At 68.6% G+C, this 22,314-nt stretch carries 18 protein-coding genes and 4 pseudogenes; 16 read left to right on the forward strand and 6 right to left on the reverse strand.

Annotated elements, in window-relative coordinates; genetic code table 11:
• Positions 1-608: 608 nt before the first annotated feature.
• Positions 609-1,825, forward strand: a pseudogene (locus tag ACH41F_RS41510) (IS110 family transposase).
• Here ACH41F_RS41510 and ACH41F_RS41515 read toward each other — a convergent pair.
• On the reverse strand, positions 1,822-2,244 hold the full coding sequence (locus tag ACH41F_RS41515; protein ID WP_398839829.1) for a hypothetical protein: 423 nt from the start codon (positions 2,242-2,244) through the stop codon (positions 1,822-1,824). The pseudogene ACH41F_RS41510 and the gene ACH41F_RS41515 sit on opposite strands and share 4 nt — an antisense overlap.
• A gap of 106 nt (positions 2,245-2,350) precedes the next feature.
• Between ACH41F_RS41515 and ACH41F_RS41520 the strand changes: the two genes are divergently transcribed.
• Both ACH41F_RS41520 and ACH41F_RS41525 read left to right on the forward strand, forming a co-directional pair.
• Complete coding sequence (locus tag ACH41F_RS41520; protein ID WP_398839830.1) at positions 2,351-2,602, forward strand: hypothetical protein; 252 nt, start codon at positions 2,351-2,353, stop codon at positions 2,600-2,602.
• Between the two features lie 35 nt (positions 2,603-2,637).
• Entirely contained in the window at positions 2,638-2,793 is a 156-nt protein-coding gene (locus tag ACH41F_RS41525) for a hypothetical protein (RefSeq protein ID WP_398839831.1), read from the forward strand.
• A 54-nt stretch (positions 2,794-2,847) separates the two neighbouring features.
• Here the strand turns inward: ACH41F_RS41525 and ACH41F_RS41530 are convergent, their stop codons facing one another.
• Together ACH41F_RS41530 and ACH41F_RS41535 are read right to left on the reverse strand one after the other, a co-directional pair.
• Positions 2,848-3,036 carry a hypothetical protein gene (locus tag ACH41F_RS41530; protein WP_398839832.1) on the reverse strand — a complete coding sequence of 63 codons (189 nt, stop codon included), beginning with the start codon at positions 3,034-3,036 and terminating at the stop codon, positions 2,848-2,850.
• Positions 3,037-3,634: 598 nt separating this feature from the next.
• Positions 3,635-5,092 carry a helix-turn-helix domain-containing protein gene (locus ACH41F_RS41535; protein WP_398839833.1) on the reverse strand — a complete coding sequence of 486 codons (1,458 nt, stop codon included), beginning with the start codon at positions 5,090-5,092 and terminating at the stop codon, positions 3,635-3,637.
• 229 nt (positions 5,093-5,321) lie between these two features.
• Between ACH41F_RS41535 and ACH41F_RS41540 the strand changes: the two are divergent.
• The 8 genes and pseudogenes from ACH41F_RS41540 to ACH41F_RS41575 form a co-directional block, all read left to right on the forward strand.
• Positions 5,322-6,110: pseudogene (locus ACH41F_RS41540) on the forward strand (hypothetical protein); the annotation flags it as partial.
• An 88-nt stretch (positions 6,111-6,198) separates the two neighbouring features.
• Positions 6,199-6,681 (forward strand): hypothetical protein, encoded by a 483-nt coding sequence (locus ACH41F_RS41545; protein WP_398839834.1) that lies wholly within the window; start codon positions 6,199-6,201, stop codon positions 6,679-6,681.
• 120 nt (positions 6,682-6,801) lie between these two features.
• Positions 6,802-7,209: a hypothetical protein gene (locus tag ACH41F_RS41550; RefSeq protein WP_398839835.1), complete on the forward strand. Its 408-nt coding sequence runs from the start codon at positions 6,802-6,804 to the stop codon at positions 7,207-7,209.
• An 871-nt stretch (positions 7,210-8,080) separates the two neighbouring features.
• On the forward strand, positions 8,081-8,428 hold the full coding sequence (locus ACH41F_RS41555; RefSeq protein WP_398839836.1) for a hypothetical protein: 348 nt from the start codon (positions 8,081-8,083) through the stop codon (positions 8,426-8,428).
• Positions 8,429-8,480: 52 nt separating this feature from the next.
• On the forward strand, positions 8,481-8,813 hold the full coding sequence (locus ACH41F_RS41560; RefSeq protein WP_398839837.1) for a hypothetical protein: 333 nt from the start codon (positions 8,481-8,483) through the stop codon (positions 8,811-8,813).
• Between the two features lie 317 nt (positions 8,814-9,130).
• Positions 9,131-10,501, forward strand: a pseudogene (locus ACH41F_RS41565) (CocE/NonD family hydrolase); the annotation flags it as partial.
• 195 nt (positions 10,502-10,696) lie between these two features.
• Positions 10,697-10,840, forward strand: coding sequence for an ATP-dependent DNA ligase (locus ACH41F_RS41570; RefSeq protein ID WP_398839838.1), 144 nt, complete (start codon positions 10,697-10,699; stop codon positions 10,838-10,840).
• A 363-nt stretch (positions 10,841-11,203) separates the two neighbouring features.
• Positions 11,204-11,638 (forward strand): hypothetical protein, encoded by a 435-nt coding sequence (locus tag ACH41F_RS41575; protein WP_398839839.1) that lies wholly within the window; start codon positions 11,204-11,206, stop codon positions 11,636-11,638.
• A gap of 214 nt (positions 11,639-11,852) precedes the next feature.
• Here ACH41F_RS41575 and ACH41F_RS41580 read toward each other — a convergent pair whose 3' ends face one another.
• Complete coding sequence (locus tag ACH41F_RS41580) at positions 11,853-12,722, reverse strand: IS5 family transposase (RefSeq protein WP_398839840.1); 870 nt, start codon at positions 12,720-12,722, stop codon at positions 11,853-11,855.
• A gap of 412 nt (positions 12,723-13,134) precedes the next feature.
• Between ACH41F_RS41580 and ACH41F_RS41585 the strand changes: the two genes are divergently transcribed.
• The 5 genes from ACH41F_RS41585 (at position 13,135) to ACH41F_RS41605 (ending at position 20,036) form a co-directional block, all read left to right on the forward strand.
• Positions 13,135-15,885, forward strand: coding sequence for an ATP-binding protein (locus tag ACH41F_RS41585; protein ID WP_398839841.1), 2,751 nt, complete (start codon positions 13,135-13,137; stop codon positions 15,883-15,885).
• 129 nt (positions 15,886-16,014) lie between these two features.
• Positions 16,015-16,848 (forward strand): alpha/beta fold hydrolase, encoded by an 834-nt coding sequence (locus ACH41F_RS41590; RefSeq protein WP_398839842.1) that lies wholly within the window; start codon positions 16,015-16,017, stop codon positions 16,846-16,848.
• Between the two features lie 34 nt (positions 16,849-16,882).
• Positions 16,883-17,356, forward strand: coding sequence for a Dps family protein (locus ACH41F_RS41595; RefSeq protein ID WP_398839843.1), 474 nt, complete (start codon positions 16,883-16,885; stop codon positions 17,354-17,356).
• Between the two features lie 14 nt (positions 17,357-17,370).
• Complete coding sequence (locus ACH41F_RS41600; protein WP_398839844.1) at positions 17,371-18,516, forward strand: serine hydrolase domain-containing protein; 1,146 nt, start codon at positions 17,371-17,373, stop codon at positions 18,514-18,516.
• A 680-nt stretch (positions 18,517-19,196) separates the two neighbouring features.
• Complete coding sequence (locus tag ACH41F_RS41605) at positions 19,197-20,036, forward strand: alpha/beta fold hydrolase (protein WP_398839845.1); 840 nt, start codon at positions 19,197-19,199, stop codon at positions 20,034-20,036.
• A gap of 21 nt (positions 20,037-20,057) precedes the next feature.
• Here the strand turns inward: ACH41F_RS41605 and ACH41F_RS41610 are convergent, their stop codons facing one another.
• Together ACH41F_RS41610 and ACH41F_RS41615 are read right to left on the reverse strand one after the other, a co-directional pair.
• Positions 20,058-20,819 (reverse strand): hypothetical protein, encoded by a 762-nt coding sequence (locus ACH41F_RS41610; RefSeq protein ID WP_398839846.1) that lies wholly within the window; start codon positions 20,817-20,819, stop codon positions 20,058-20,060.
• 65 nt (positions 20,820-20,884) lie between these two features.
• Positions 20,885-21,142, reverse strand: a pseudogene (locus ACH41F_RS41615) (toll/interleukin-1 receptor domain-containing protein); the annotation flags it as partial.
• Between the last annotated feature and the right edge of the window lie 1,172 nt (positions 21,143-22,314).

Raw genomic sequence — 22,314 nt, forward strand, 5'->3', positions numbered from 1 at the left:
ACCCGCCCACAACCTGACATCAGCAAGGTCCCCACCCATGACCACACCAACGACCGAGCTGGCCAGCAGTCACGGCAAGCACCGTTGCAGTACTAGGCGGCCGACACTCCCGCCGCTGGAGCGCTATCACACCTTCCTGCGGGCAAACTCATGGCGTGGCAAGCTCTGTGGAGGGTGCCGCTAGCACCCTCCACACGCCATGAGCGCAGCGGCCGCCCGCCCGGGACAAGCCCGTGTCGAGCCGTGGTTGGGGCAGCCGATGACGCCCGTGGTCGGCCCATTGGTCGGGGTGGCGGCAGCACCGCCGTGGTCGGTCTGGCCCCCGGTGAGGGCGGCCGTCCATGGCGGGTCGCTGAACGAGCTCCGCCCCCCGTTACCGTTTTCGTGGCTCCGCAATGGGGCCTCCGGCCTTCGGGTCCGGTATGACTTCCCCCCCTTGTTGTTGATGATCCGGGGGGTGGTGTCACCGGGCCCGGAGGCATCGACGGACCGCTGATGAGGGGCTTGAGCACCGGCTTCACCCAGGCCGGAAGAGCTCTCCGTAACGTGGGTGTGGCAGCTCGGTGCCGAGGCAAGGCCGGACGAAAGCGTGATGGAGGGGCCTGCACGTGATCGACGCCGGCGACATCGACGTCTTCCTCGGCCTGGACGTCGGCAAGGGCGAACACCACGCCACCGCCGTCACCCCGGCCGGAAAGAAGGCCTTCGACAAGCGGTTACCCAACACCGAGCCCAAGCTCCGCGAGCTGTTCGCGAAGCTGCAGGCAAAGCACGGGACGGTGCTGGTCGTGGTCGACCAGCCGGCTTCGATCGGTGCCCTGCCGCTGGCCGTTGCGAGGGACACATGGGCTGCCCCGTGGCCTACCTTCCGGGCCTCACGATGCGGCGGATCGCCGACCTCTACCCGGGCGAGGCCAAGACGGATGCGAGGGACGCGTTCATCATCGCGGACGCGGCCCGCGCGATGCCTCACACGCTGCGGGCGATCGACGGCGAGGACGAGACGATCGCCGAGCTGGAGATGATCGTCGGGTTCGACGACGACCTGGCCTGCGAAGCGACCAGGGTCGCGAACCGGCTGCACGGCCTGCTCACGCAGATCCATCCGTCGTTGGAGCGGGTGCTGGGGCCGCGGTTGCAGCACCCGGCCGTCCTGGCTCTGTTGGAGCGGTTCGGGTCTCCGGCTCAGATCCGCAAGGCTGGCCGACGCCGTCTGGTGACGCTGTTACGGCCGAAGGCGCCGCGGATTGCCGAGCGGCTGGTCGAGGAGATCTTCGCCGCCCTGGACGAGCAGACCGTCACCGTTCCGGGGACCGAGGCGGCCACGCTGATCATCCCGAGCCTGGCCGGGTCCCTGACAGCCGTCCTTGACCAGCGGAAACTGCTGGCAGAGCGGATCGAGGAACTCCTGGAGGCCCACCCTCTTTCGAAGGTCCTGAGGTCGATGCCGGGAATCGGCGTCAAGACCGGAGCCCGCATCCTGATCGAGGTCGGCCACGGCAGCACTTTCCCGACCGCCGGCCACCTCGCCGCCTACGCCGGCCTCGCACCCGCGACCCGCAGTTCCGGGTCCTCGATCCGCGGCGAACAGCCTTCCAGGAGAGGAAACAAGCAGCTCAAACGGGCTTTCTTCCTCTCCGCGTTCGCCGCCCTGGGAGACCCGGCATCGCGGATCTACTACGAGAAGAAGTTCGCCCAGGGCAAGCACCACACTCAAGCTCTGCTCTGCCTCGCCCGACGCCGGGCCGACGTCCTCTTCGCCATGCTCCGCGACGGAACCTTCTACGAACCGCAGCCCGTCCGGGCGGTCGCCCCGCAGACCTAGACCCTGGTCAGGAGGTGATCCGTGGGGCCGTAGTCGATCTTCCAGTCGGCATAGACCCCAACGGCGCCGTCCTTCTGGCACCGGAGCCCAACGGTCACCCAGCGGACCGATCCGTCGTCGGCCAGGGAGAACGCGACCGCGGTCTCGAACTCCTCGCTCCCGCACGGGCAGCAGGCCTCGCCCGGATCCGCGTCCTCCCAGAACTCCTCGCTATCCGCGATGAACGCGCGGCCGCCGCAACCAACGCACACCCGCTCGGCTCCGCCCTCGACATCGTCGACGAGCACGAAGAACACGCCCCTGCCACACCCGCCGCAGACGGAAGGAACGATCTTCACCAGACGGCCGTCAGCAGCGTTTCGGAGAAACACCGCGAGCTCCGCAGATACACCCTCGCCAACCTGATCATCAGCATGCACAGGCACATCGTTCCAGACGCCCGAACCAGCACCCATCCACCTTGACCAAAGACATAGGGGCACCCCCCGCGACGGGGCGTATCCATGTCCGCCAGGAGGTGCGCCCGTGGCCGAGCCGATCACCGAGCGGGACCACGAGCAGGTGCGCCGGCTGCACACCGAGGGCAAGTCCCGTAACGCCAACGCCCGCGCCATCGGGCGCAGCGCCCCCGCCGTAAGCAAGATCGCCGGATTGGAAGGGCCCACCTTCGCGGGGGACTCGCGAGTCGCCCGCCGCGGCCGAGGCCCGGCGGGCCGATGCCGCCGCGCGGCGAGAGCTGCTCGCCGACGAAATCCCCTCAACGGCGCCCTGCGCTAAGTCAAGCGCATCGGGGGCGCCGATGGCCGCCCGCGATGCCCGCGACCGCCGCCCGCGCGCTCACCAAAGTGCACGCCCGGGTCTCCGAACTCGCCCGCCAGATCGGTACCGGAAGTGCCGGGGTCTCGGTGCTCTGCCGCGTCACCGACGCCCTGCTCGGACCGGCCGGAGGTGAGCGCGAGGGGGACTGATGTCCGCCTCCCTCCCTCTTTTCGATAGGCAACTGCGGTCCGTGCGCGGGCCGTTTACCTCCCGCCCAGGACCGGACTCGTGCCCGGGCCCACGACGGCGGCGGCGCGGAACAGTTGCTGAGCCTGCTCCAGGGCTGCCGAGTACGTCTTGCGGCGGGAGCCGGTGTTGGCTCTGGCCGGCGGATTGGAGCGACTGGCCCGCAGCCGCTCCCACGCCTCATCGGCGTCGAGATCGCTGTGCATGGCCGGGACGCTACCCGCTGTCGAGTTGAGGCCGCAGGGTTAATCTCTCCCTCGCGTACGCGGGCGCGGATCTAAGCGAGTTAATCCAATTCGCCTAGATTTCAGTGTTCTTGACAGCTCCTCAGATGCTCCATGACGTTTTTGTTCGCCTAAGGGCGGACCACAGGAGGGGAAGATCCCCTATGACACGACGCACCGAGTACGACGAAAGCCAGGCCGCCGGACGTCTCCGGGGTGCCGATCGCCTCCTTCCGGTGGGCGCGGCACACCAACCTCGTCCCGGCTCCGGGCTGATCAACCCGACCAGGTGGCGACGGTCTGGGGCATCGAGCGCCTCGCGCAGCGGCTCGCTGCCGAAGCGCCGCTCGGGCCAGACCAGGCCGCTGCCCGGCTGGGCGTGAGGAGGGTCGACTTCGACTACATGCGCGACCTTCTGTGGGTACGGCCAGCGGAACGGCGTGAGGTACGTTTCGGCACGTCGCGGGCCGGGACGGTGGTGGTCCCGATGTTCACCACGGCGTCACCCGATGCGTTGCCCGGCGCGCACCCCGAGGTCGACTGGCAGCAGCTGCGCAGTCAGGACGGCGGGCGCTTCAACTCAGTCCTCGTCCCGGGACTCGTCAGCACCGTCCAGGAGCTCGATGAGGAAGAGCAACGACCTCTCCGGGGCGATCGGCAGGGACACCGTTCCTTGAGCGGTGCCCTCCATGTTCGTAGCCGTGGCAGTCCAGGGCAGCGTCAGCGTCACGGACAACGGGCGTTCGGTCACCATCACGAACCACGGCAGATCGATAGACAACCCAACCCGCACATCCTCTGCCGGGAAGACGACCGTCGTCCCCTCTACTTCGATGTCCCACTGTGAGGGCACGACGCTCGGCGTCACGGCCGGGAGGCTTTGGACGAGGAGGGGATACGGCAGTGAGCGCGCAAACTGCATCGGGTGCATCGGACCGTAAGGCCGGGGGGCTTCGAGGAGACCTCGTAGAAAGGGCTCGTCTCGTTCCCGTTCCCCAGGCTGCACCGGAACCAGAGGGAGCACGCCCTCTGGCATCTCCAGCCTGACCTGGACGTCCTGCAGATGCGTGCGGGTGTCGTTGCGGAGACGCAACTCAACGGCCGGCAAGGTAAGCGCGGCCACTTCGGGCAGGGTTTGCGGAACGGCCCGCCTGAGCTCCTCCAGGTACAGCTCAACCTCTTCCAGGTACCCGTCGCGCCCGCGCGGGTCCGGCTTCATTCCCGTCGTGGTCTCCAGCTTGAGGTCCTGCAGAATCTGGTCCAGGGTCCGGGACGCTGAGCCTGCGACCGACGCCGTGGGTGGTGGCAGGTGGCTGAGGAGGTCCGCGCGTACTGCTTCGATGACCTTCTCAAGGTCGTCATCCGGGACCGTCACGCGGTTCACCTCGCCCTCCTTCACGGTGAGCGTCAGGTCGAACGTCTGGTGTTTACGTAGGAGGCGCTCGCCCAGGCGGTCGATGTCAGCGGCCCGGGCACGGTCCGTCCGGCCATGGCGGCGCCGCACGAAGACCGTCGCTTCACGGATCGTGTCCTTGTCTTTCGGCTGACCCGATTCGCTGCGAGGGGGCGGCGGGATCTCCTTGCGGATGCAGAAGATCGGGTCGCCCCAGTTCGGCGGACTGACGGTGATGATCAAGACCGGAAGCCGGTCGTGTCCCTCCTCACTGATATGAACATAAGTGGGACGCCAGTCAATGCCGTCCCCGACGTACTCGTTGATCCACGGCTCCAGATCAACGTTGTCAATTTCGTCAACGCCGTAGTAGCCCTCCGGGTCGACACCGACGACCAGGAACCCATGCCCCTCCACGTTGCGCAAGGCGTCATCGGGCTGGCGATTGGCGAAGCCGATGATGGCGCGTGCCACATGGGCTCGGGCGCTCTTGTCCGCCTTGTTCTTTGGCCGGAAGTCCAGCGTCGACTTCCATTCCAGCCAGTCCGACTCGTCCGCTGCACTCGCCGCACGGATGGCCTTCACCAACTCCAGATAGTGCGAGGCGCGTACGGGGGCGCGGCGTGCGTCGAACTCCAAGGCCACTGGCGGATCACCCTTCACTCATCCCCCCGCAGTATCGCTGCTGGCGGGATGGTGCAGCGAGTGCTTTCCCCACGATCACGCCGCACCGGCACTGACCGACGCGCGGCCACCGGTCAACCACCGCAAGCTGTTCCTATGGAATAGCCGGTGGAGGTCGCCCTCGCGCGGCCCGTGACGCAGCTGCCGACGGGCCCGTCGTGGACGTACAAGATCAAGGGTCGATGGCCACCGGACCGTGGTGTGGCGGACCGAGGACGGCGTCGTCCGAGTGCAGTCGCGGACCGGCCGCGACGTCACCGCGCTCTGGATGGATCTGACCCTGGCCGCCACGCGCTTGCCGCCCGGGATGATCCTGGACGGCGAGGCCGTCGTGTACGTCGCCGACGGCGTCGCGCACATCAGCTTCGGTGTGGCGCAGTCCCGCGCACTGTCCCGGTCACGCCGCGTGGGAGCGCGCCGACCAACATCCGGGCGACATACGTGGCGTTCGACGTCCTGGTCCATCCTGCCGCGGGCTTCCCTGACCTACGCCAGTACTCGCAGCGCCACCAAATCCTCCTGGACGTGCTCGCCGACGTCGGCCCACCGATCGAGCCAGTGTGGTCGACGACCAACCGCCGCGAGGCCCTGCTCTGCAACGCGACGCTCGAGGGGACGGGCGTGGAGGGCATCGTGGCGAAGCCGCTCGGCTCGGCTAACAGGGCGAGCCGGATCTGCTCGAAGGTCCGGAACGCGGACACGGTCGACGTCACCGTGGTCGGCTTCACCGGCACGGCACGGCATCCGAAGGCACTCGCTGCGTTCTCGAGCCCGCTCAGTCGCGGGCACCGCAGTCGGGGCCAACCAGCGGCGCCGCAGCACCTCCCCGATGACCGGCAGCGCTCAGAGGGGCCTCGTCTCCTGCTGGATAGCCTCAAGCAAGGCTCGATCCGGATGGTTCGTGATCGGCACGCAGTCGCAACGCTGCGGGATCGTCGTCCGGATAGGTTCCCGAGTGATCTCCTTGCGCCGGTCCTGATTCTTCGGTCGATACCTGGGAGCCGCGATCGGCCCGCTAGTCTCCCTCTGTTGTTCGGGTGGAGGGGGAGCTACGGATGGCTACGAAGATGAGCAACGAGTTCGCTTCAGCGATGGTGACCGTCATTCCGCTCGTCATGCTGATGTGCGCGGCGGAGGCCAAGGTCGTCTACGCCTACTGGGACAGCAAGGCCGACGACGTCGTCGCCAGCGTGGACTTTCCGCCACAGAACCCGATGGGGATCTACAACTGGGCCTACCGCAACTTCCGCAAGTTGCTGCCGTGGGTCACCTCTCTTAGCGGCGCCCTGTACTGGCTTCTCATGGCCGCAGCTCATCTTCTGGCCGAGGCCGGTCTCATCCTGTGGCTCGCTTCCGCGCGCCCTCCTGGTGTCGAGTACCTGGACGAGCTCGTCGTGTGGACAGCCATCTGGGGATTCGCTCACGCCACCGTGCTGGGCACGCTGATCGTCTTCCTGCGCATTCCACTGCGCCTTATGCGAGCTATGGACGCTGAGGTCCAACGGACCGTGCGCAGGTTGGCTCGCCAGCAGCGCACGCCCACCCTCTGATTAGTGACCTTGCTCCTCGGCATTCGTACTGCACGGTGCACCGACGTACGGCGTGCGGTTTCTCCAGTCTCCGACTCAGCCCGCCAGTCAGCGACTACTGGGACAGGCAAGGAGACGGCGATGCCCAATACCGTGGCATCCGACGCGCCCGAGCTGCGGCGCCCGGATTTCGACAAGATCCGCCAGGATGCCGCCGACGCCCTCAAGACCGAGCTCGACTGGTGCGCCCTGTCGCTGGAGTTCTACACCCAGGCCCGTGCCGTCGACAAGGCGATGGGCGTCGCCCGCAACGCCTTTGACGAACTGCGCCGTGTCGCCCTCGGCCTGGGCTGCAAGCCCGGGCGCCTGCCAGCGGAGGAAGAGACGAAGGCCGCTGCGGAGGCCGCAGACATCGACCTCGCGGGCGGTGGGTGCGTCTGCCAAGAGTGTGCGGCGTTGGCGTCGGGTCTGGAAGGAAGGCAGCGTTTCGGCCCTGCGGCGGCTTGCGGCCACTGCTCGCCCGCCCAAGCTGGACGACGCCCAGGTTGAGACCGTCCGGGCCGCGTTGGCGTGAGGTGCCCAGGCTCATGGTTTCGAGGCCGATCTGTGGACGCCGGAGCGAGTCGGCGCCGTACTGACGGGGACACGCTCCTGAACGGAGTTGTCGATCCTCAACGGTTCGAGGAGCCTCGGCTGGTGCTTCCCCACCGTCTCTGGTGGATAGATCGCGTCCAGATGGCCGACTCGGGACACAGGCAACCTGAACTCCGCGTCCGTGACCGCGTCCAACAGGTCCCGCTTGCGGCACCGGATACCGGATCGGTGAATGATGTCCAGGCACCAGCGCACCGATCCGCTGCCGTCGTACCCGCTGATGCCCAACCCCTTGTAGCCGTTCACCGCATCGGCCCCGGTGAGCGTATGGAAAGAGACCCGGGCGACGCAGCAGCCCGCTCGCGCTCCACGCTCCGGCTCGGAACTGCTGCAGCCGCTCCCCCATGTTCCACTCCTGCTCGATGGCCTCCCCGTCGACCAGTGCTCCGGTCCGCGCCACAGAGGCTTCCACCCGGCCTCCGCGACCCCCTCAAGGCGCTCCGTCTCCGCGCTCTTCCACACGGTGCGATGCTGACCGGTCAGCCATGCAGAGGTGCATTGGCCGGCAACGTGCAGTTCCACACCTCTGTCTGTGCGCTGCCAGATCCGAAGACCCGAGACGCCATGGACCTCGCCATCACGCGCGAACTTGGCCGCACTGGCGGTCTCCGGCTTCTTGAAAACCAAAGACCAGTCTCGCCTCAAGCAGATGATGCTGCAGGCGAGTTGTAGGCCCTCCTATGTGGCTGGCCAAGTCGTAGACGCGCGGCGGCGCGCACCACTAGCCTTCACTCACCTTGCCGCCGTCTCGAAAGCGAGTAGCGACATGATCCGTAGTACGACGAAGGTCTTCTTCGGCGCCGCGTCAGTCGTAGCACTGACGCTGGCGACGGCCCACCCGGCCTCCGCGGGCGCAACGCAGCAGTGGTGCGGTGTCGATAACAGCGTGATCGGCTACGTCGAGGCAGCGGGTGCGGGCACCTATGACAACGACATCGGCACCTGTGGAGTGCTGGGCGTGCGCGGCTACTACACGCACGTCGGCGGCGCGAGCTGGACGGCGTGGAAGTACAACACATGGGGCGCCGGGAGCGTGACGATCTACACCAAGAACATGACTAAGGCGCAGCACTCGACGAGCGTGCAGTCCCTCCTGTTCTACTCGTACCGATAGTTCGTGGTTGTCAATGACGTCGAGGCTGTGGAGTGCAGCTCTCGTTCTCGCAGTGCTGGCTGGCGGGTGCTCCTCGTCGGGGTCGGAGAAGTCCACAGGCGATAGTGACGACCCGCTGACGGGTGCCGATCTGTCGATCGCGTCGGAGGAGCAAGCTGGCGAGATCGGTGATCGCAAGGTGACGGCGGACGAGTACCGCGCCGCGTTCGGGCGGTTCCGCGCGTGCTTGAGCACCGCTGGTTTCGAGCTAACGGACGTAGCACTCGAGGACGGCGTGTACGACTTCGCGTTGCCGGATGCCGCAGTACAGGAAGGCGCTGACCAGGAGTGCTACCGGCGGGAGTACTACTTCACCGACCTGCTGTGGCAAATGTCTCCGCGTTGACCGACGCCGTCGCACTGTCCGGCGGGCCGTTCTCGGGTGCCGTGCCTGCGGTGCCTTGGACGAGGGCGGCGGCCAGGGCAGCGGTGGCCGGCGGGGCGGGTGGCTCTCGCTGGGTCGTCGAGCAGACCTTCGCCTGGCCCCGCCAGTTCAACCGACTTCGGATACGCCCCGACTTCCACCACGCACTGCCGAGCGGGCGCCGCAGGGGCGGACGTGGCCTGGCAACGCTGCTCCCGGGCCACCCTCGTCCACACCCCGTGAAGGCACCCTTCCCACCGCAACGAAGACATCGACGGCGAACAGGTCGGACTCGGCTCTGCCGCGGCACCGGCGGTTCGGGCGGCGTGTTCGACCTGTGGCGCAACGAGGCCACCGACGGCCAGGCCACAGTGTCCTGGTTGCGCGAGCAACCCTGGTTCAACGGAACACTGGGGACCGTCGGCCCCAGTTACCTGGGCTACGTGCAATGGGCCCTCGCTTTGGACCCACCGCCAGAACTGAAGGCAATGGTGGTGCAAGTAGGGCTGCACGATCCCTACGCCCTGTTCCACGCAGACGGTGCGCTCCGCCTGGAGAACGCCCTCGCCGTCGCCGCGGGCATGCACTACCAGCACCAGGGCATGGCACCGTTCCTCAGGGCGACACTGCGTCTGCAGCGCCGCCTGCGCGACGTCACCACCGCGCAGCCCCTGCGCGGTGCGTACGTGCCAGCTCTCGGCAGCGAACTGCCCTGGTTGGACGACGTGATGACACACCCGGACGCCAAGGACGCCTACTGGCGCGGCGCTTCGTTGGCAGAGTCGGCGCAGCGGCTCCGCGTGCCCACGGCTCTGATCACCGGATGGCATGACGCACTGGTCGAGCAGACCTTCGAGCAGTACGACCGGCTGCGCCGAGCCGGATGTGAGACCGCCCTGCTCGTCGGTCCCTGGACCCACACCTCCGCCCTGCAGCAGGGATGGCCCGAGGTATTCGCCGAGAGCCTCGCGTGGCTGCGCGCCCACCTGTACGCCGATCCCTCCGGCCTGCGTCCCACCGCGGTACGTGTGCACATCGGCGGCGAAAACACCTGGCGGGACCTCGACGACTGGCCGCCAGCCACGGCTGCCACCTCCTGGCACCCCATCCCCGGCGGGCATCTCACCCAGCAGGCCCCCGCAGACTCCGACCCTGTGACAGCGTTCTGCTACGACCCGGCCGACCCCACCCCCTCCCTCGGCGGCCCACTGCTCTCCCGCACCGCCGGCCCCCGGGACAACACCACCCTGGAGGCCCGAGACGACGTCCTGACATTCACCGGCCCACCACTGACCGAGCCCATAGACGTCCTGGGCCCCGTCTGCGCACGGCTGAGCATCTCCACGGACACCGGACACGCCGACGTCTTCACCCGCCTGTGCGACGTAGACCCACAAGGCCGCTCCGTCAACATCTGCGACGGGCTCGGCCGACTACGGACGGCCGAACAGGCACCCTCGCAGGTCACCGTGCCGATGAGCTCCACCGCCCACCGCTTCCCCGTCGGCCACCGCATACGCTGGCAGATCAGCGGAGGCGCCCACCCACGCTACGCCCGCAATCCCGGCACCGGTGAGTCACCGGTGGACGCCACCACCTTCACCCCGGTGCACATCACGCTCCACACGCACTCGACACTGGTACTTCCCAGCAGCTCTGCCCGCGCGTGATTCGTCAGCCCTCCGGGCAACGGTCGACGAGCCGGGCCGACCGGCCCGGCTCACTCCTCCAGCCCTCTTCGCCCTCCAGGTCAACCCAAATCAGGGTTACGCAGCGGCCACGGGGGCCACGATTCACTTCAACACGCTGAACTTGACAGAGAAAGTGCTGAGTGGAGCAGCCAGGAGAAGCTGGACGTCACGCTGGTGGAACCCGAGCTGGTGGTGGAAGTCGGCGTCGACGCCGCCCGCGACGCCTCCGGCCGATGGCGACATCCCGCACGCTGGCACCATGCCCGCCCCGACCTCTCCCCCGCCGACGTCCCCCGCCTGACGTCACCGCCGCACTGACGGCGGCCGGGCGCGGCGGCCCCGCCGACGCGCAACAGGCTGAGCGCGCCCCGATCCCCGGCTGCCTCCCGCGCCGCCCATCCCGCCCTCCCTCATCCTCAACTACAGCCAGGACAGGTCGAAGGGGGTCGCAACGGGGATGTCAGCGGCCCGACCACGCCGTACGCCCGTGGTGACCTGGGCGGACTCCAGCGCGCTGTGGAGGCCGGCGCAACACCTACCGCAACACTCAGCGCAACCTCCATCGCAACACTTAGCTTGGCATTTAACCTCGGTCGCCCCTCAGCGGAATGATCGCGCTGGTTGTGCCGGTCGGGGAAAATCTGTGTTGACGCAGGCAGCAGCACCTCTAACCTGCAAGCCATGCATCAGGATCGAAGGCGCGATCGACGACCAGTCCGCCACGTGCGGCCAGCGACGGTCCGGCATCAGGCTCCGGCCATCGCCGAGGGAACTGAGGTTGTACTCGTCGGCTACTTCTCCGGCAAGCAGAAGGACTTCGCCGCGTTGATGGACACGGCCGCCCAGCAGGCGACGAAGCACGGTGTGCACGTTGTGGGCCGTATCGTTCAGCGCCGCGGTGTCTCGGACGGCGGGGCCCGGAAGATGGCCCTCCCCTATTCCTCACGGACTCTCCTGAGCTACGGAAAGGTCCGCGAAGTAGCCGCACTCTGCGAGCAGACGCACGCCGACGCGGCGCTCTTCCTGTCCACCTTGACCGCGCGCCAGCGTCATGCCCTGACGGGGATGCTCGGCTGCCCCGCTGTGAGCCTGTCCGATGTAATGGCAGCCAGCTGAACCGCCCTTCCGCTACGGGCCTCGAACATTGACCCGTACATCGGCGCTCTCTGGGGAGTTCACCGGACAGGCGGACGGCGCTCGCGGGAACATGCGTTGCGTCATGGAAACGCACTCATACGTAAGGCCGCAGGAGTGAGTCTGCTGGACCACAGTGCCCGGCACGATGCGTTCGACTTCACGTCCCACTTAGAGGGCGTTTCCTCCCGTTGTTTCATCCCGGAATCTGGTGTTTGGTCTGTGGCGTCGGGTCGCGCCAGGAGATCGTGTTCTCGCTGGTGAGGCGGCGGGCCATGAGATCGGTCATGGCGATGTGGATCACGGCTTCGGAGCGGGTGGGCAGGGTTTCGTAGTCGCGGGCCAGGCGGCGGTGAAGCATGAGCCATCCGTAGGTCCGCTCGACTGCCCACCGCTTCGGAATCGGGGTGAAACCCTTGGTCCCGGGCTTGCGGGCGGTGATCTCCATGTCGATACCAAGGGTCGCCGCATGCTCGACGAGGTGCTGGCGGTAGCCGCCGTCGACCCACACCTTCCGGATGCCGGGGTGTTCGGCGGCAACCTGGTCCAGGAGCCTGGTGCCGGCGATGGAGTCCTGCACGCTCGCCGCGGTGACCAGGACAGCGAGAAGGAGTCCGAGCGTGTCGGTGACGATGCTCCGCTTCCTGCCGACTATCTCCTTCCCGGCGTCGACGCCCTGGCCGGCGGCATGGACACTGGTCGAGGTCTTGACGCTCTGCGCGTCGATCACACAGGCCGACGGCTCGGCGTCCCGTCCTTCCTTCTCCCGCAGCAGTTGCCGGAGCAGGCCGTTGAGCTGCGCGAATACGCCCTCGTCCGCCCACTTGGCGAAGTAGCCGTAGACGGTGTTCCAGTGCGGGAAGTCGTGCGGCAGGTAGCGCCACTGCACTCCCGTCCGGTCCACGTACAAGATCGCGTTCATGATGTCGCGCAGGTCGTGTTCCGGCGGCCGGCCGAAGTCCAGGGCCCGGCCGCGGCGCTCGAAGCGCCAGGCGGCAAGGACCGGCTCGATCAACTCCCAGCGTGCATCGGACAGATCACTTGGATACGAGCGTCGCTCAGACATGCTCTCGGCGTACCGCGCCGGACCAAGTGCGCCCAGGCGCACAGCGATGACGACAGAAGCACACAGCCCAGAAGCGGGACGCTCTGGGATGAAACAGGCACAAGCCGCCTGCGGTCCCACCCGCCACCCCATCCGACCGGCAGGTCTCGGCAACATCCACAGGCTCTTCCGCACCACAATCCCGCACTCCGAGAACTTACGGATACACGGTCAACTCGGATGAAAACGACCTCTAAGAAGCTGTTGTCTTTCCGGGTCGTTCCCTCTCGGTAACATGCATACCGCTGCATGAACGGTATCCAGGTCAGACTTTCAGGTCGCCCACCAGCAGAGATGCTGCCGGGTCGTCTGGTTCCGCGAAGACGCGGAGCCGTCGAGTGCTGGGGAGGTACAGAGAAACGGGGGGTGCGGCATGCATCAGCGGGCGCTACTGGGTCGCGATACGGAGCGGCGCACGCTGGCTGCCCTGGTCGAGCAGGGGGCGGCCGGTTCGGGCGGCGCGACGGTGATCACCGGCGCGCCGGGGATCGGCAAGTCGGCGCTGGTCGCGGAGGCCGCGGGCGTGGCAGCACGCGGCGGGACCCGTGTGATCACCGCTGTGGGCGTCCAGTCGGAGGAAGACCTGCCCTGTGCCGGCCTGCACCAGCTGGTTCACCAACTGCGTGACGGAATCGACGACTTGCCGGGACGCCAGCGCAGCGCGCTGCTCGCGGCCGTCGGGCTCGTCGACGAGGCCGTACCCGATCTGTACCTCGTCGGCTTGGCCGCGCTGACCCTGCTGACGGACGCGGCGGCGAAGGCGCCCCTGCTGGTGGTCGTCGAGGACGCCCACTGGATGGACCGTGCCAGCCTCGATGTGCTCGGGTTCGTGGCGCGGCGGATCGAGTCCGACCCTGTCGTTCTGGTCGCCGTCACCCGGCGCCTCGACGACCGTCTCAGCAGTGCCGGCCTGCCTGTGCTGCACCTGGGCCCGCTGACGGACGAGGTGTCGGGTGAGGTGCTGGACGCGGTGGCCCCTGGACTGGGACAGCAGGTCAGACGGCGGCTGTTGGAGGAGGCCGCCGGGAATCCGCTGGCGCTGACCGAGTTGCCGGTCGCGCTGCAGTCGGTCGGCGGGGCGTACGCGCTCAATCCCGGTCCGCTGCCGCTGACCGCGCGGCTGGAGCGGACGTTCACGGCACGGGTCTCCCGCCTTCCGGCCGACACCCGTGCGGTCCTGCTCCTCTCGGCCCTCAATGGTGACGGGACGATGGACGAATGCCTCGCCGCGGCGACCCGGATGCTCGGGACGGCGGTCGATGTCGGTGCTTTCGACGCAGCGATCGACGCGGGCCTGGTGGACGCCCAGGGGCCGGCCTTCCGGCACCCCCTTGTCCGTTCGGCGATGCACCACGCCGCCACCGCCGCGGAACGCCAGGCCGCGCACGCCGCGCTGGCCGCCGCGCTCCAGGGGCAGCCCGATCGGCAGGCATGGCACCGTGCCGCCGCCACCGCCGGTCTCGACGAACGAGTGGCACGGGAGCTGGACTCCACCGCCGGCAGGGCCCTGCGGCGAGGCGGTGTCGCCGCAGCTTTTGCCGCGCTGAGGCGGGCGGCGGAGCTGACGAAGGACCCCTCCGCGCGGGCGGACCGGCTGCTCCGGGCGGCGGAGCTCGCACTGGAGTCGGGCCAAGGAGACGTCGCGAAGCATCTGCTGACCCAGGCGCGCTCACTGGACCTTTCGGTCCGGGACCGAGGCCGCGCGGCCTGGGTCAGCATCGCTCTGGCCGAGGGGACGCGGGGCGAGGGCGGCGCGACCGCCGAGCTGGCCGAGCTGGCGGTCGAGATCGCCGCCGGCGGCGAATCGACACTGGGGCTGCGCATGCTGTGGGGTGCGGTCCTGCAGTGCTTCTGGGGAGAGCCGGGCCCGGCCGCCCGCGAGCGGGTCGCCGCCGCTGCCGTACGGATGCCCGTGCCTGCCGACAACGCCGACCTGGTCGCTCTGCGGGCGTACTCGGCGCCGGTCGAGCGTGGGGAAGGGGTCATGGAGGGCCTGGCGGGTCAGCTGGAGCGCTCGTCGGAGAACGCGGAAGGGGACCAGCTCCTGGGTGCCGCCGCCGTGACCGTGGGCGCGCCTGCCCTGGCGAGCCGGTTGACGGCACGGTCGCTGGACGCCCTGCGAGCGCAGGGCAGGCTGTCGATGCTGGCCCGCGCCCTCTGCGTCCAGGCGGGGAGCGCCGCACGCCTGGGTGACGTGCGCGCCGGTTTTCTCGCCGCGGAGGAGGCCGCGTCGCTGGCCCGCGAGACCGGCCAGCCTCTTGTGCACGCGATGGTGAATGCCATCCGCGCGCAGCTGGCCGCCGTCAGCGGCGACCCGGCGGCAGAGGCATGGGCGGCGGAAGCCGAACGCGAGGCCCTTCCCAGTGGAGGGCGCCCGGTTCTGTCCATCATGCAGATGGCGCGCGGGCAGGCGGCACTCTGCCAGGGCCGCTACGGCGATGCGTTCGGCCACCTGCACCGCGTCTTCGACCCGGCCGACCCCGCCTTCCACTCGTGGCTGCGCTTCTACGCGGTCGCGGAGCTGGTCGAGGCGGCGGTGCGCAGCGAATCCGCGGGAGTGGCACGCGACATCGTGCGGGAGCTGACCCCGCTCGGGGAATCGACGTCTTCGCCCGCCCTGCTCTGCGGGTTGCGACTGAGCCGGGCCCTGCTGAGCCCGCAGGATGCCGCCGAGCGGCTGTACAGGGCGGCCCTCGACGCCGTCCCCACGGACTGGCCGTTCGAGGGGGCGCGGGCGCGCCTCGCCCTGGGCGAGTGGCTGCGGCGTCACCGGCGGCCCGCGGAGTCCCGCGTCGCCCTGCAGGCCGCACGTGAGATCTTCGACGCCCTCGGCGTGTCGGCATGGGCGGAGCGGGCCCGGCAGGAGCTGCGCGCCGCGGGCGCGTCGTCCCCGCGCCAGCATCCGGCCGCGGTGGACCAGCTGACCTCGACCGAGCTGCATGTCGCCCAGCTCGCCGCGCAGGGTCTGACGAACCGGGAGATCGGCGAGCGGTTGTACGTCTCGCCCCGGACGGTGAGCACCCATCTCCAGCGGATGTTCCCCAAACTGGGGGTCACGTCCCGCGGCGAACTCGCCGCGGTGCTCGGCGGCACGACGACGTACCCCGAAGGCGCAGCGTCATGACGTACCCGGAAGACGCAGCACCATGACGTACGTCGAAGCCGTAGTCCGACGGACGCGGTCTCACCTGCATGATTCCTAGGTTTGTGCCATGCCCGGTGCGCACACGGCGGACGGGCGGGAAGGCACACCATGGGAACCATCACCGTCGGCACCGAGGGCTCGACCGGCATCGATCTCTACTACGAGGACCACGGGTCGGGACAGCCGGTCGTCCTGATCCACGGATACCCGCTGGACGGGCAGTCCTGGGAGAAGCAGACCGATGCGCTGGTCAGGGCCGGCTACCGCGTCATCACCTACGACCGCCGTGGCTTCGGCCGGTCGAGCAAGACCATGACGGGCTACGACTACGACACCTTCGCCGCCGACCTGGACACCGTACTGACGCAGCTGGACCTGCGTGACGTGGTTCTCGTCGGGTTCTCGATGGGCTCGGGCGAGGTCGCCCGCTACCTCGGCGTCCACGGCTCGCAGCGGGTGGCGAAGGCGGCGTTCCTCGGTTCGCTCCAGCCGTTCCTGTTGCAGACGCCGGACAACCCCACCGGTGTGCCGCAGAGCGTCTTCGACGGCATCGCGGAGCAGGCGGAGGCCGACCGCTACGCCTGGTACGAGAGCTTCTTCGTCGACTTCTTCAACACCGACGAGACGCTCGGGTCGCGGCTCAGCGAGGCCGCGCTGCGGGCGAACTGGGCCACCGCCATCGACTCGGCGCCCGTGGCGGCGTACGCGTGCGTCCCGGCGTGGCTGACGGACTTCCGGGCCGACGTGGAGCGCATCGACGTGCCGTCGCTGATCCTGCACGGGACCGCCGACCGCATCCTGCCGATCGACGCCACCGCCCGCGAGTTCCGCCGCCGGCTGCCCGACGCACGGTACGTCGAGATCGACGGCGCCCCTCATGGGCTGCTGCTCACCCACGCGGCCGAGGTCAATGCCGCCCTGCTCGACTTCCTCGCCGCCTGAGAGCCGGCGCCTGTCACGAAAGGACCGCACTCCTGTGCCGGTTGTGAACAACCCTCTGCCCGAGCGCGACCGCGAGACCGCGGGTGCGGCGCTGCAGGCGACCCTGGCCGACCTGCTCGACCTGTCCCTGGTGGCCAAGCAGGCCCACTGGAATGTGTACGGCCCGCGCTTCCGCTCGGTTCACCTGCAGCTCGACGAGGCCGCCACCGTGGCCCGGAACCACGCCGACACGGTGGCCGAGCGCGCGGCCGCCCTGGGCGTCAGCCCGGACGGGCGGGCCGGGACCATTGCGAAAGCCAGTGGCGTGCCCGCCTTTCCGCCGGGCTGGACCAAGGACAGCGACGCCGTCGATGCCTTGGTGCACGCGCTCTCCGCCGTGACCGAAAGGCTGCATGAGCGCATCGTCGCGATGGGCCCGGTGGATGTCGTCACCGAGGACCTCCTCATCGGACTCACGGCCGATCTCGAGAAGCAGAGCTGGATGTTCCAGGCGGAGAACCGGGTCTGATGGTGGAGAAAAGCATGGGTGTCAAGGGCACGAGCACCGACCGGTTCGAGCCGGTACGGGCGGCGCTGGCGGCACACCTCGAAGCCGGCGAGGAGCTGGGGGCGTCGATCGCCGTCGACGTGGACGGGGTCATGGAAGTCGATCTCTGGGGTGGCCACACGGACGAAGCACGGACCGTTCCCTGGCACCGGGACACGCTGGTGAGCCTGTGGTCGACCACGAAGACCCTCACCAACCTCGCGGCTCTCATCCTCGTCGACCGGGGCGCGCTGGATCTCCACCGCCCGATCGCGCACTACTGGCCCGAGTTCGCCGCCCAGGGAAAGGAGCACATCGAGGTGCGGCACGTTCTGGCCCACACTTCGGGACTCTCCGGCTGGGAGCAGCCCTTCTCCATAGGGGATCTCTATGACCGGCCCACCGCGAGTGCCCGGCTGGCCGCGCAGGCACCCTGGTGGGAGCCGGGCTCCGCATCCGGCTACCACGTCCAGACCCAGGGGCAGTTGGTGGGAGAACTCGTCCGGCGGGTCAGCGGCCGCAGCCTGACAGAGTTCGTCGCCACCGAGATCGCCGAGCCGGCGCAGGCTGATGTCCAGATCGGCGCGCGACGGGCAGACTGGCCGCGTATCGCCAATCTGGTGGCCCCCTCGCAGCCAGGCGGCATACCCACGGGTCTTGATCCCGAGGGAATCTTCACCAGGACGCTGCTCGGAAGCCCCGCGCGCGACGAGCACGTCGACACCCCGCAGTGGCGCTCCGCCGAACTCGGAGCCGTCAACGGACACGGCAACGCACGTGGCCTGGCCCGAGCGCTCTCCGTCATCTCGCGGCACGGCCAGGTCAACGGCCGCCGGCTTCTCTCCGAGAAGACGGTGGACAAGGTGTTCGACGTCCAGGCCGACGGAGTCGACCTGTTCCTGGGCGTCCCCGTCCGCTGGGGCATCGGCTACGCCCTCGCCGATCCGAGGACGATGCCGCACATGCCCACCGGAAGAATCTGCTTCTGGGTCGGCAGGGGCGGGTCCATCGTCATGATGGACCTCGACCGGCGCGTCACGTTCTCGTACACGATGAACCGGGTGGGCGACGGGCTCCTCGGTTCGGAGCGCACGCACAACTACCGCAGGCACGTCTACGAAGCCCTGGAGAGTACCGACTGAGGTGCGGCCGTAGGCTCCGCGCGGGGAGCCTACGGCACACCGCCGAACGTGCCGTGCCGCCTCAAGGCCTTTCGCGCGGTCGCCACACGCTGCGAGAAACGGCTCCGTATCCACCTCGACGCCGTCGTACTCGCAGCACTCATGATCTGGCGCCGCACATGGACCATGGTCCGGGAAACACTGCGCAGGAACGCGAATGAGCGGCCGTCATCCGGCTGAAGGGGAGCTCCCTCCCCCATCCGGTCGAGACTTCCGCGCCCACAATGCGACGCGGCAATCGGCACGAACAGCGACGGCTACGGCACCACCTCGGCCCTGGGCTCGATCACATCGAAAAACCGCTGCCCGTGGCACGTCGCACCGCCCTCCATGTCCGCGAACCAGCAGTCCGCCGGCGGCTGGATCGGTCCGGTCGCCCCAGGAGGACGGCGCTCCTCGCCCAGTGGAAGGGTGAGGCCGCAACCTCAGGACCACCCTCGGGCCGCAGCCCGTCAGCAGCTTTCCGGGCCGCTGTCGGCCGCTGCCCAGCAGGGCTCCGATCCGCGCTGCTCACGCGGCGCAGACGGACACCCGTCACACACGTACCGGCGAAACGACCCGGGCCCCGTTCCTCGACGCACCCAGCTGCCTCGCCTTTCGGTCCGTCGAGCACCATTCATCGAACAAGAGGGATTTCACCCATGCACAAGACCCACCTCGTCCGTCCGGGCAGCAGATCCGTACTGCTCGGTGTCACCACGGCCGTCGGACTGTCCGTCGCCGCCGTCACCCTGCCCGCTACGGCAGACGCCACGCCCCACCACCCCGTACGTCCGACGATCGTGCTGGAACACGGAGCGTTCGCCGACGCCGCGAGCTGGGACGGTGTCGTCACCCGGCTGCAGCGCGCGGGCTACCCGGTGGTGGCCGCCGCCAACCCGCTGCGTGGTCCGGCGAACGATGCCGCTTACCTACGCAGCGTCCTCGACCACATCGACGGGCCCGTGGTCCTGGTCGGCCACTCCTACGGCGGCACCGTCATCAGCCAGGCCGCGGCGGGCCTCGAAGGCAAGGTGAAGGCACTGGTCTACATCGCGGCGTTCCTGCCGGACGAGGGCGAGAGCTCGATCGGACTGACGGACAAGTTCCCCGGGAGCACCCTCGGCCAAGCCGTCGAGTCCGTCCACTACGACCTGCCCGACGGTGATCAGGGCGCGGACGTCTACATCAAGCCGGAGAAGTTCCGCAGCCAGTTCGCCGCAGACGTGCCGAAGAACAAGGCCAGGCTCATGGCTGCGGGGCAACGTCCGATCGCTGCCGCCGCTTTGGAGGAGAAATCCACCCAGGCCGCCTGGAAGGCGATCCCCTCCTGGTCACTGGTGACCACGGAGGACCGCAACATCCCAGTGGCTGCCCAGCGCTTCATGTCAGCCCGCGCCCATGCCCGCACGACGACCATCGACGCCTCACACGCGGTATCCGTATCCCGCCCCGAGGCCGTCACCCGCATCGTCGAGCAGGCGGCCCGCACGGTCCGATGACCGAGGGCCCCGCCCTGTCGCTCATCGCACGTCCCCGAACAGCGGGTCTGATGCGGATTCGGGTGACAGGTTGGCCTGCCCCACCACCGAGGTTCCGGTTTTGGTGACTGAACCGCTTTCATCCTGTGTTGGAGGGCGAAAAGGGCTGGTTGGCGGGCGTGGTGACGAAACAGAGCCCCTGGTCGTTGGCGCGGTGCTTCCACTCACCACGCCAACGACCGAAGGGGCCCTGAAGGTCTGTCGAAGACCAGCAGCCAGCGAGATCGCTCCCCGAGCTTGCCCAGTAGCAGCTCGACCGCAGCAGCGGGCGCCGTGCCGGCGGGTGCGGCGCCGGTCCGGGCCAGCGAGAGCGGCGAACTGGCCGGGGATCAGGGACGGGTCTTCCGCCGCGATCCACCAGGCGAGCTCGTACTCGCCGGCGAACCGGTGCGCGTACTCGATCGCCAGCTGCGTCTTGCCCACCCCACCCCGGCCGTGCAGGGACTGGACCGCCACCCGTTGGTCCGACGCGAGCGCTTGGCGCAGGTGGACCAGGAAGCTGTCGCGGCCGGTGAAAGCCGCGTTACGGGCCGGCAGATTCCGCACCCGCGGCAGACTCCCGGGCAGGCGGGGGCCACTGGCGCCGACCTGCCGCAACACGCTGCGGGTGCCGGGGAAGGGCGGCTCCGCCTCCGGGCGCACCGGACCGTCGACCGCTTCCAGCAATACCCGGCGCGCTTCGACCGGGTCCAGGTCGAACAGGTCACGGCTGAGCAGCGGGCGCAGGATCGCCGGCGGATCCACGCCACTGGGTCGTGAACCGCTCCGGCTCTAAATACGCCGGGGAGGACAACGCCAGCAGCCGACCGCGTTCGAGGGGCGGCGTTCATCTTCAGGACGACGTTGTCGCCGGTACCCCAGTCCCAAACGTCCAGCTCGACGTCATGTCCGGCGTCCAGGAGGTGCCAGCCGACCCATTCCGCCCACGCCCGATCCGCCCCCGCGTGACTGATGAACCACACCCGGTCCGGCGTACCGTCAGACGCCCCCATACTCCCCCCATTGCTCCCCCGGCCCGGCCCTGCACCGTGCTGAATAGCCCAGCGTAGAAGCAGGCCTGGGGCCATGGCAGCCCTTCCTCCTCCATCCCGTGAGGCCGGATGGGTACATGAGGATGACGCTCCAACGTGTGGGCGCCTACGTGGGAGATCACCCGGCAGCGCTCATCAGCTGCTGCCCGCCCACGTGAAGGCCGACGGGACGCTCCACGCCGGGACAAGGCCCCCTACCAGCGCATTCGGCGCGGGTGGGGGCCTTGTACTGGCTACTGGGCCGTCTCTGGGCCATCGGGCTCGCGCAGTCTCATCGCGTGTGCGCAACCGGGCCAGCTCAGCGCCGCCGGGGGAACTTCCAGCCGTTCTGGCGCAGCTTGTAGAAGACGAACACTCCGCAGAGCGCCCATACACCTAGGAAGGCCCACCTGAACCACGGGGGGCCGTCCCAGCGCTCTGCCAGGTGAACCGATGCCGCGTAGTAAGAGGTCATTCCTTGCGCGTGCCCGGCTGTTCGGGCAGGAACACCCGATCTATAGCCTTCCTCGTACGCTCCTGGCAGGTCTACCAAGCCTGAGTGTTGGAGGTGGGCCAGGGGTGATGCGGAGAGGCCCGAGGAGGCCGCGCAACATCCAACGCGACCTCTACCGCAACACCCTGGCGCAACTTCCTGCGCAACCCACAGCGCAACAGGGTCAGCACGGTAGACATGCCCCCTCCAAGACCGCTCGGTCGCCTGGACGCCCGCGTCGACAGCATGGAATCCGTGCGCCCCTGTACCTCCACTTCGCGTCGAAAAGTGTGCCATAGGTGCGCACCTGAGAACCGTCGCGCCCCTCTCGGGGGAACGGCGGCTGACACTGCTCGGGCGGTAGGAGGAGTCCAGTCGACCGTGTCTAGATCTGTGCCGTCCAGCTGGTCGTAGTGAGTCCAGCGGCGCCCCGCTCCCCCACGTCCGGCCGCTGCGCCGGTTGCGTCCGACACCGAGCGCGGAGGCCCCGCCGACGCGCAACAACAGAGGTACGTGTTTGAGTGTTCCTGATCAAGGCTGCCCGGCGAGTAAGTGGTGGACGGGGTATCAGTCCGCCGCGGACGTCAACTCGCATTCATCGCTTCGCGTTCTGAATGCGACCATTGACAGTTGTTGGACTTCTAGTGTCCTGAGTCGTTAATTCGTGTGCAGTATGCGGCGAGGGTGTCGAGGATGTCGTCGGCGGTCTTCGTCCAGACGAACGGCTTGGGGTTCT

The sequence above is a fragment of the Streptomyces sp. NPDC020489 genome, assembly GCF_044386545.1.
In the GTDB taxonomy this organism is placed as follows: Bacteria; Actinomycetota; Actinomycetes; order Streptomycetales; family Streptomycetaceae; genus Streptomyces.

Coding starts and splice junctions, on each gene's coding strand:
- ACH41F_RS41545 (WP_398839834.1), top strand. CDS start 6,199: ATGAGCAACGAGTTCGCTTCAGCGATGGTGACCGTCATTCCGCTCGTC.
- ACH41F_RS41600 (WP_398839844.1), top strand. CDS start 17,371: ATGGGTGTCAAGGGCACGAGCACCGACCGGTTCGAGCCGGTACGGGCG.
- ACH41F_RS41525 (WP_398839831.1), top strand. CDS start 2,638: ATGCCCGCGACCGCCGCCCGCGCGCTCACCAAAGTGCACGCCCGGGTC.
- ACH41F_RS41550 (WP_398839835.1), top strand. CDS start 6,802: ATGCCCAATACCGTGGCATCCGACGCGCCCGAGCTGCGGCGCCCGGAT.
- ACH41F_RS41530 (WP_398839832.1), bottom strand. CDS start 3,036: ATGCACAGCGATCTCGACGCCGATGAGGCGTGGGAGCGGCTGCGGGCC.
- ACH41F_RS41555 (WP_398839836.1), top strand. CDS start 8,081: ATGATCCGTAGTACGACGAAGGTCTTCTTCGGCGCCGCGTCAGTCGTA.
- ACH41F_RS41575 (WP_398839839.1), top strand. CDS start 11,204: ATGCATCAGGATCGAAGGCGCGATCGACGACCAGTCCGCCACGTGCGG.
- ACH41F_RS41590 (WP_398839842.1), top strand. CDS start 16,015: ATGGGAACCATCACCGTCGGCACCGAGGGCTCGACCGGCATCGATCTC.
- ACH41F_RS41605 (WP_398839845.1), top strand. CDS start 19,197: ATGCACAAGACCCACCTCGTCCGTCCGGGCAGCAGATCCGTACTGCTC.
- ACH41F_RS41580 (WP_398839840.1), bottom strand. CDS start 12,722: ATGTCTGAGCGACGCTCGTATCCAAGTGATCTGTCCGATGCACGCTGG.
- ACH41F_RS41585 (WP_398839841.1), top strand. CDS start 13,135: ATGCATCAGCGGGCGCTACTGGGTCGCGATACGGAGCGGCGCACGCTG.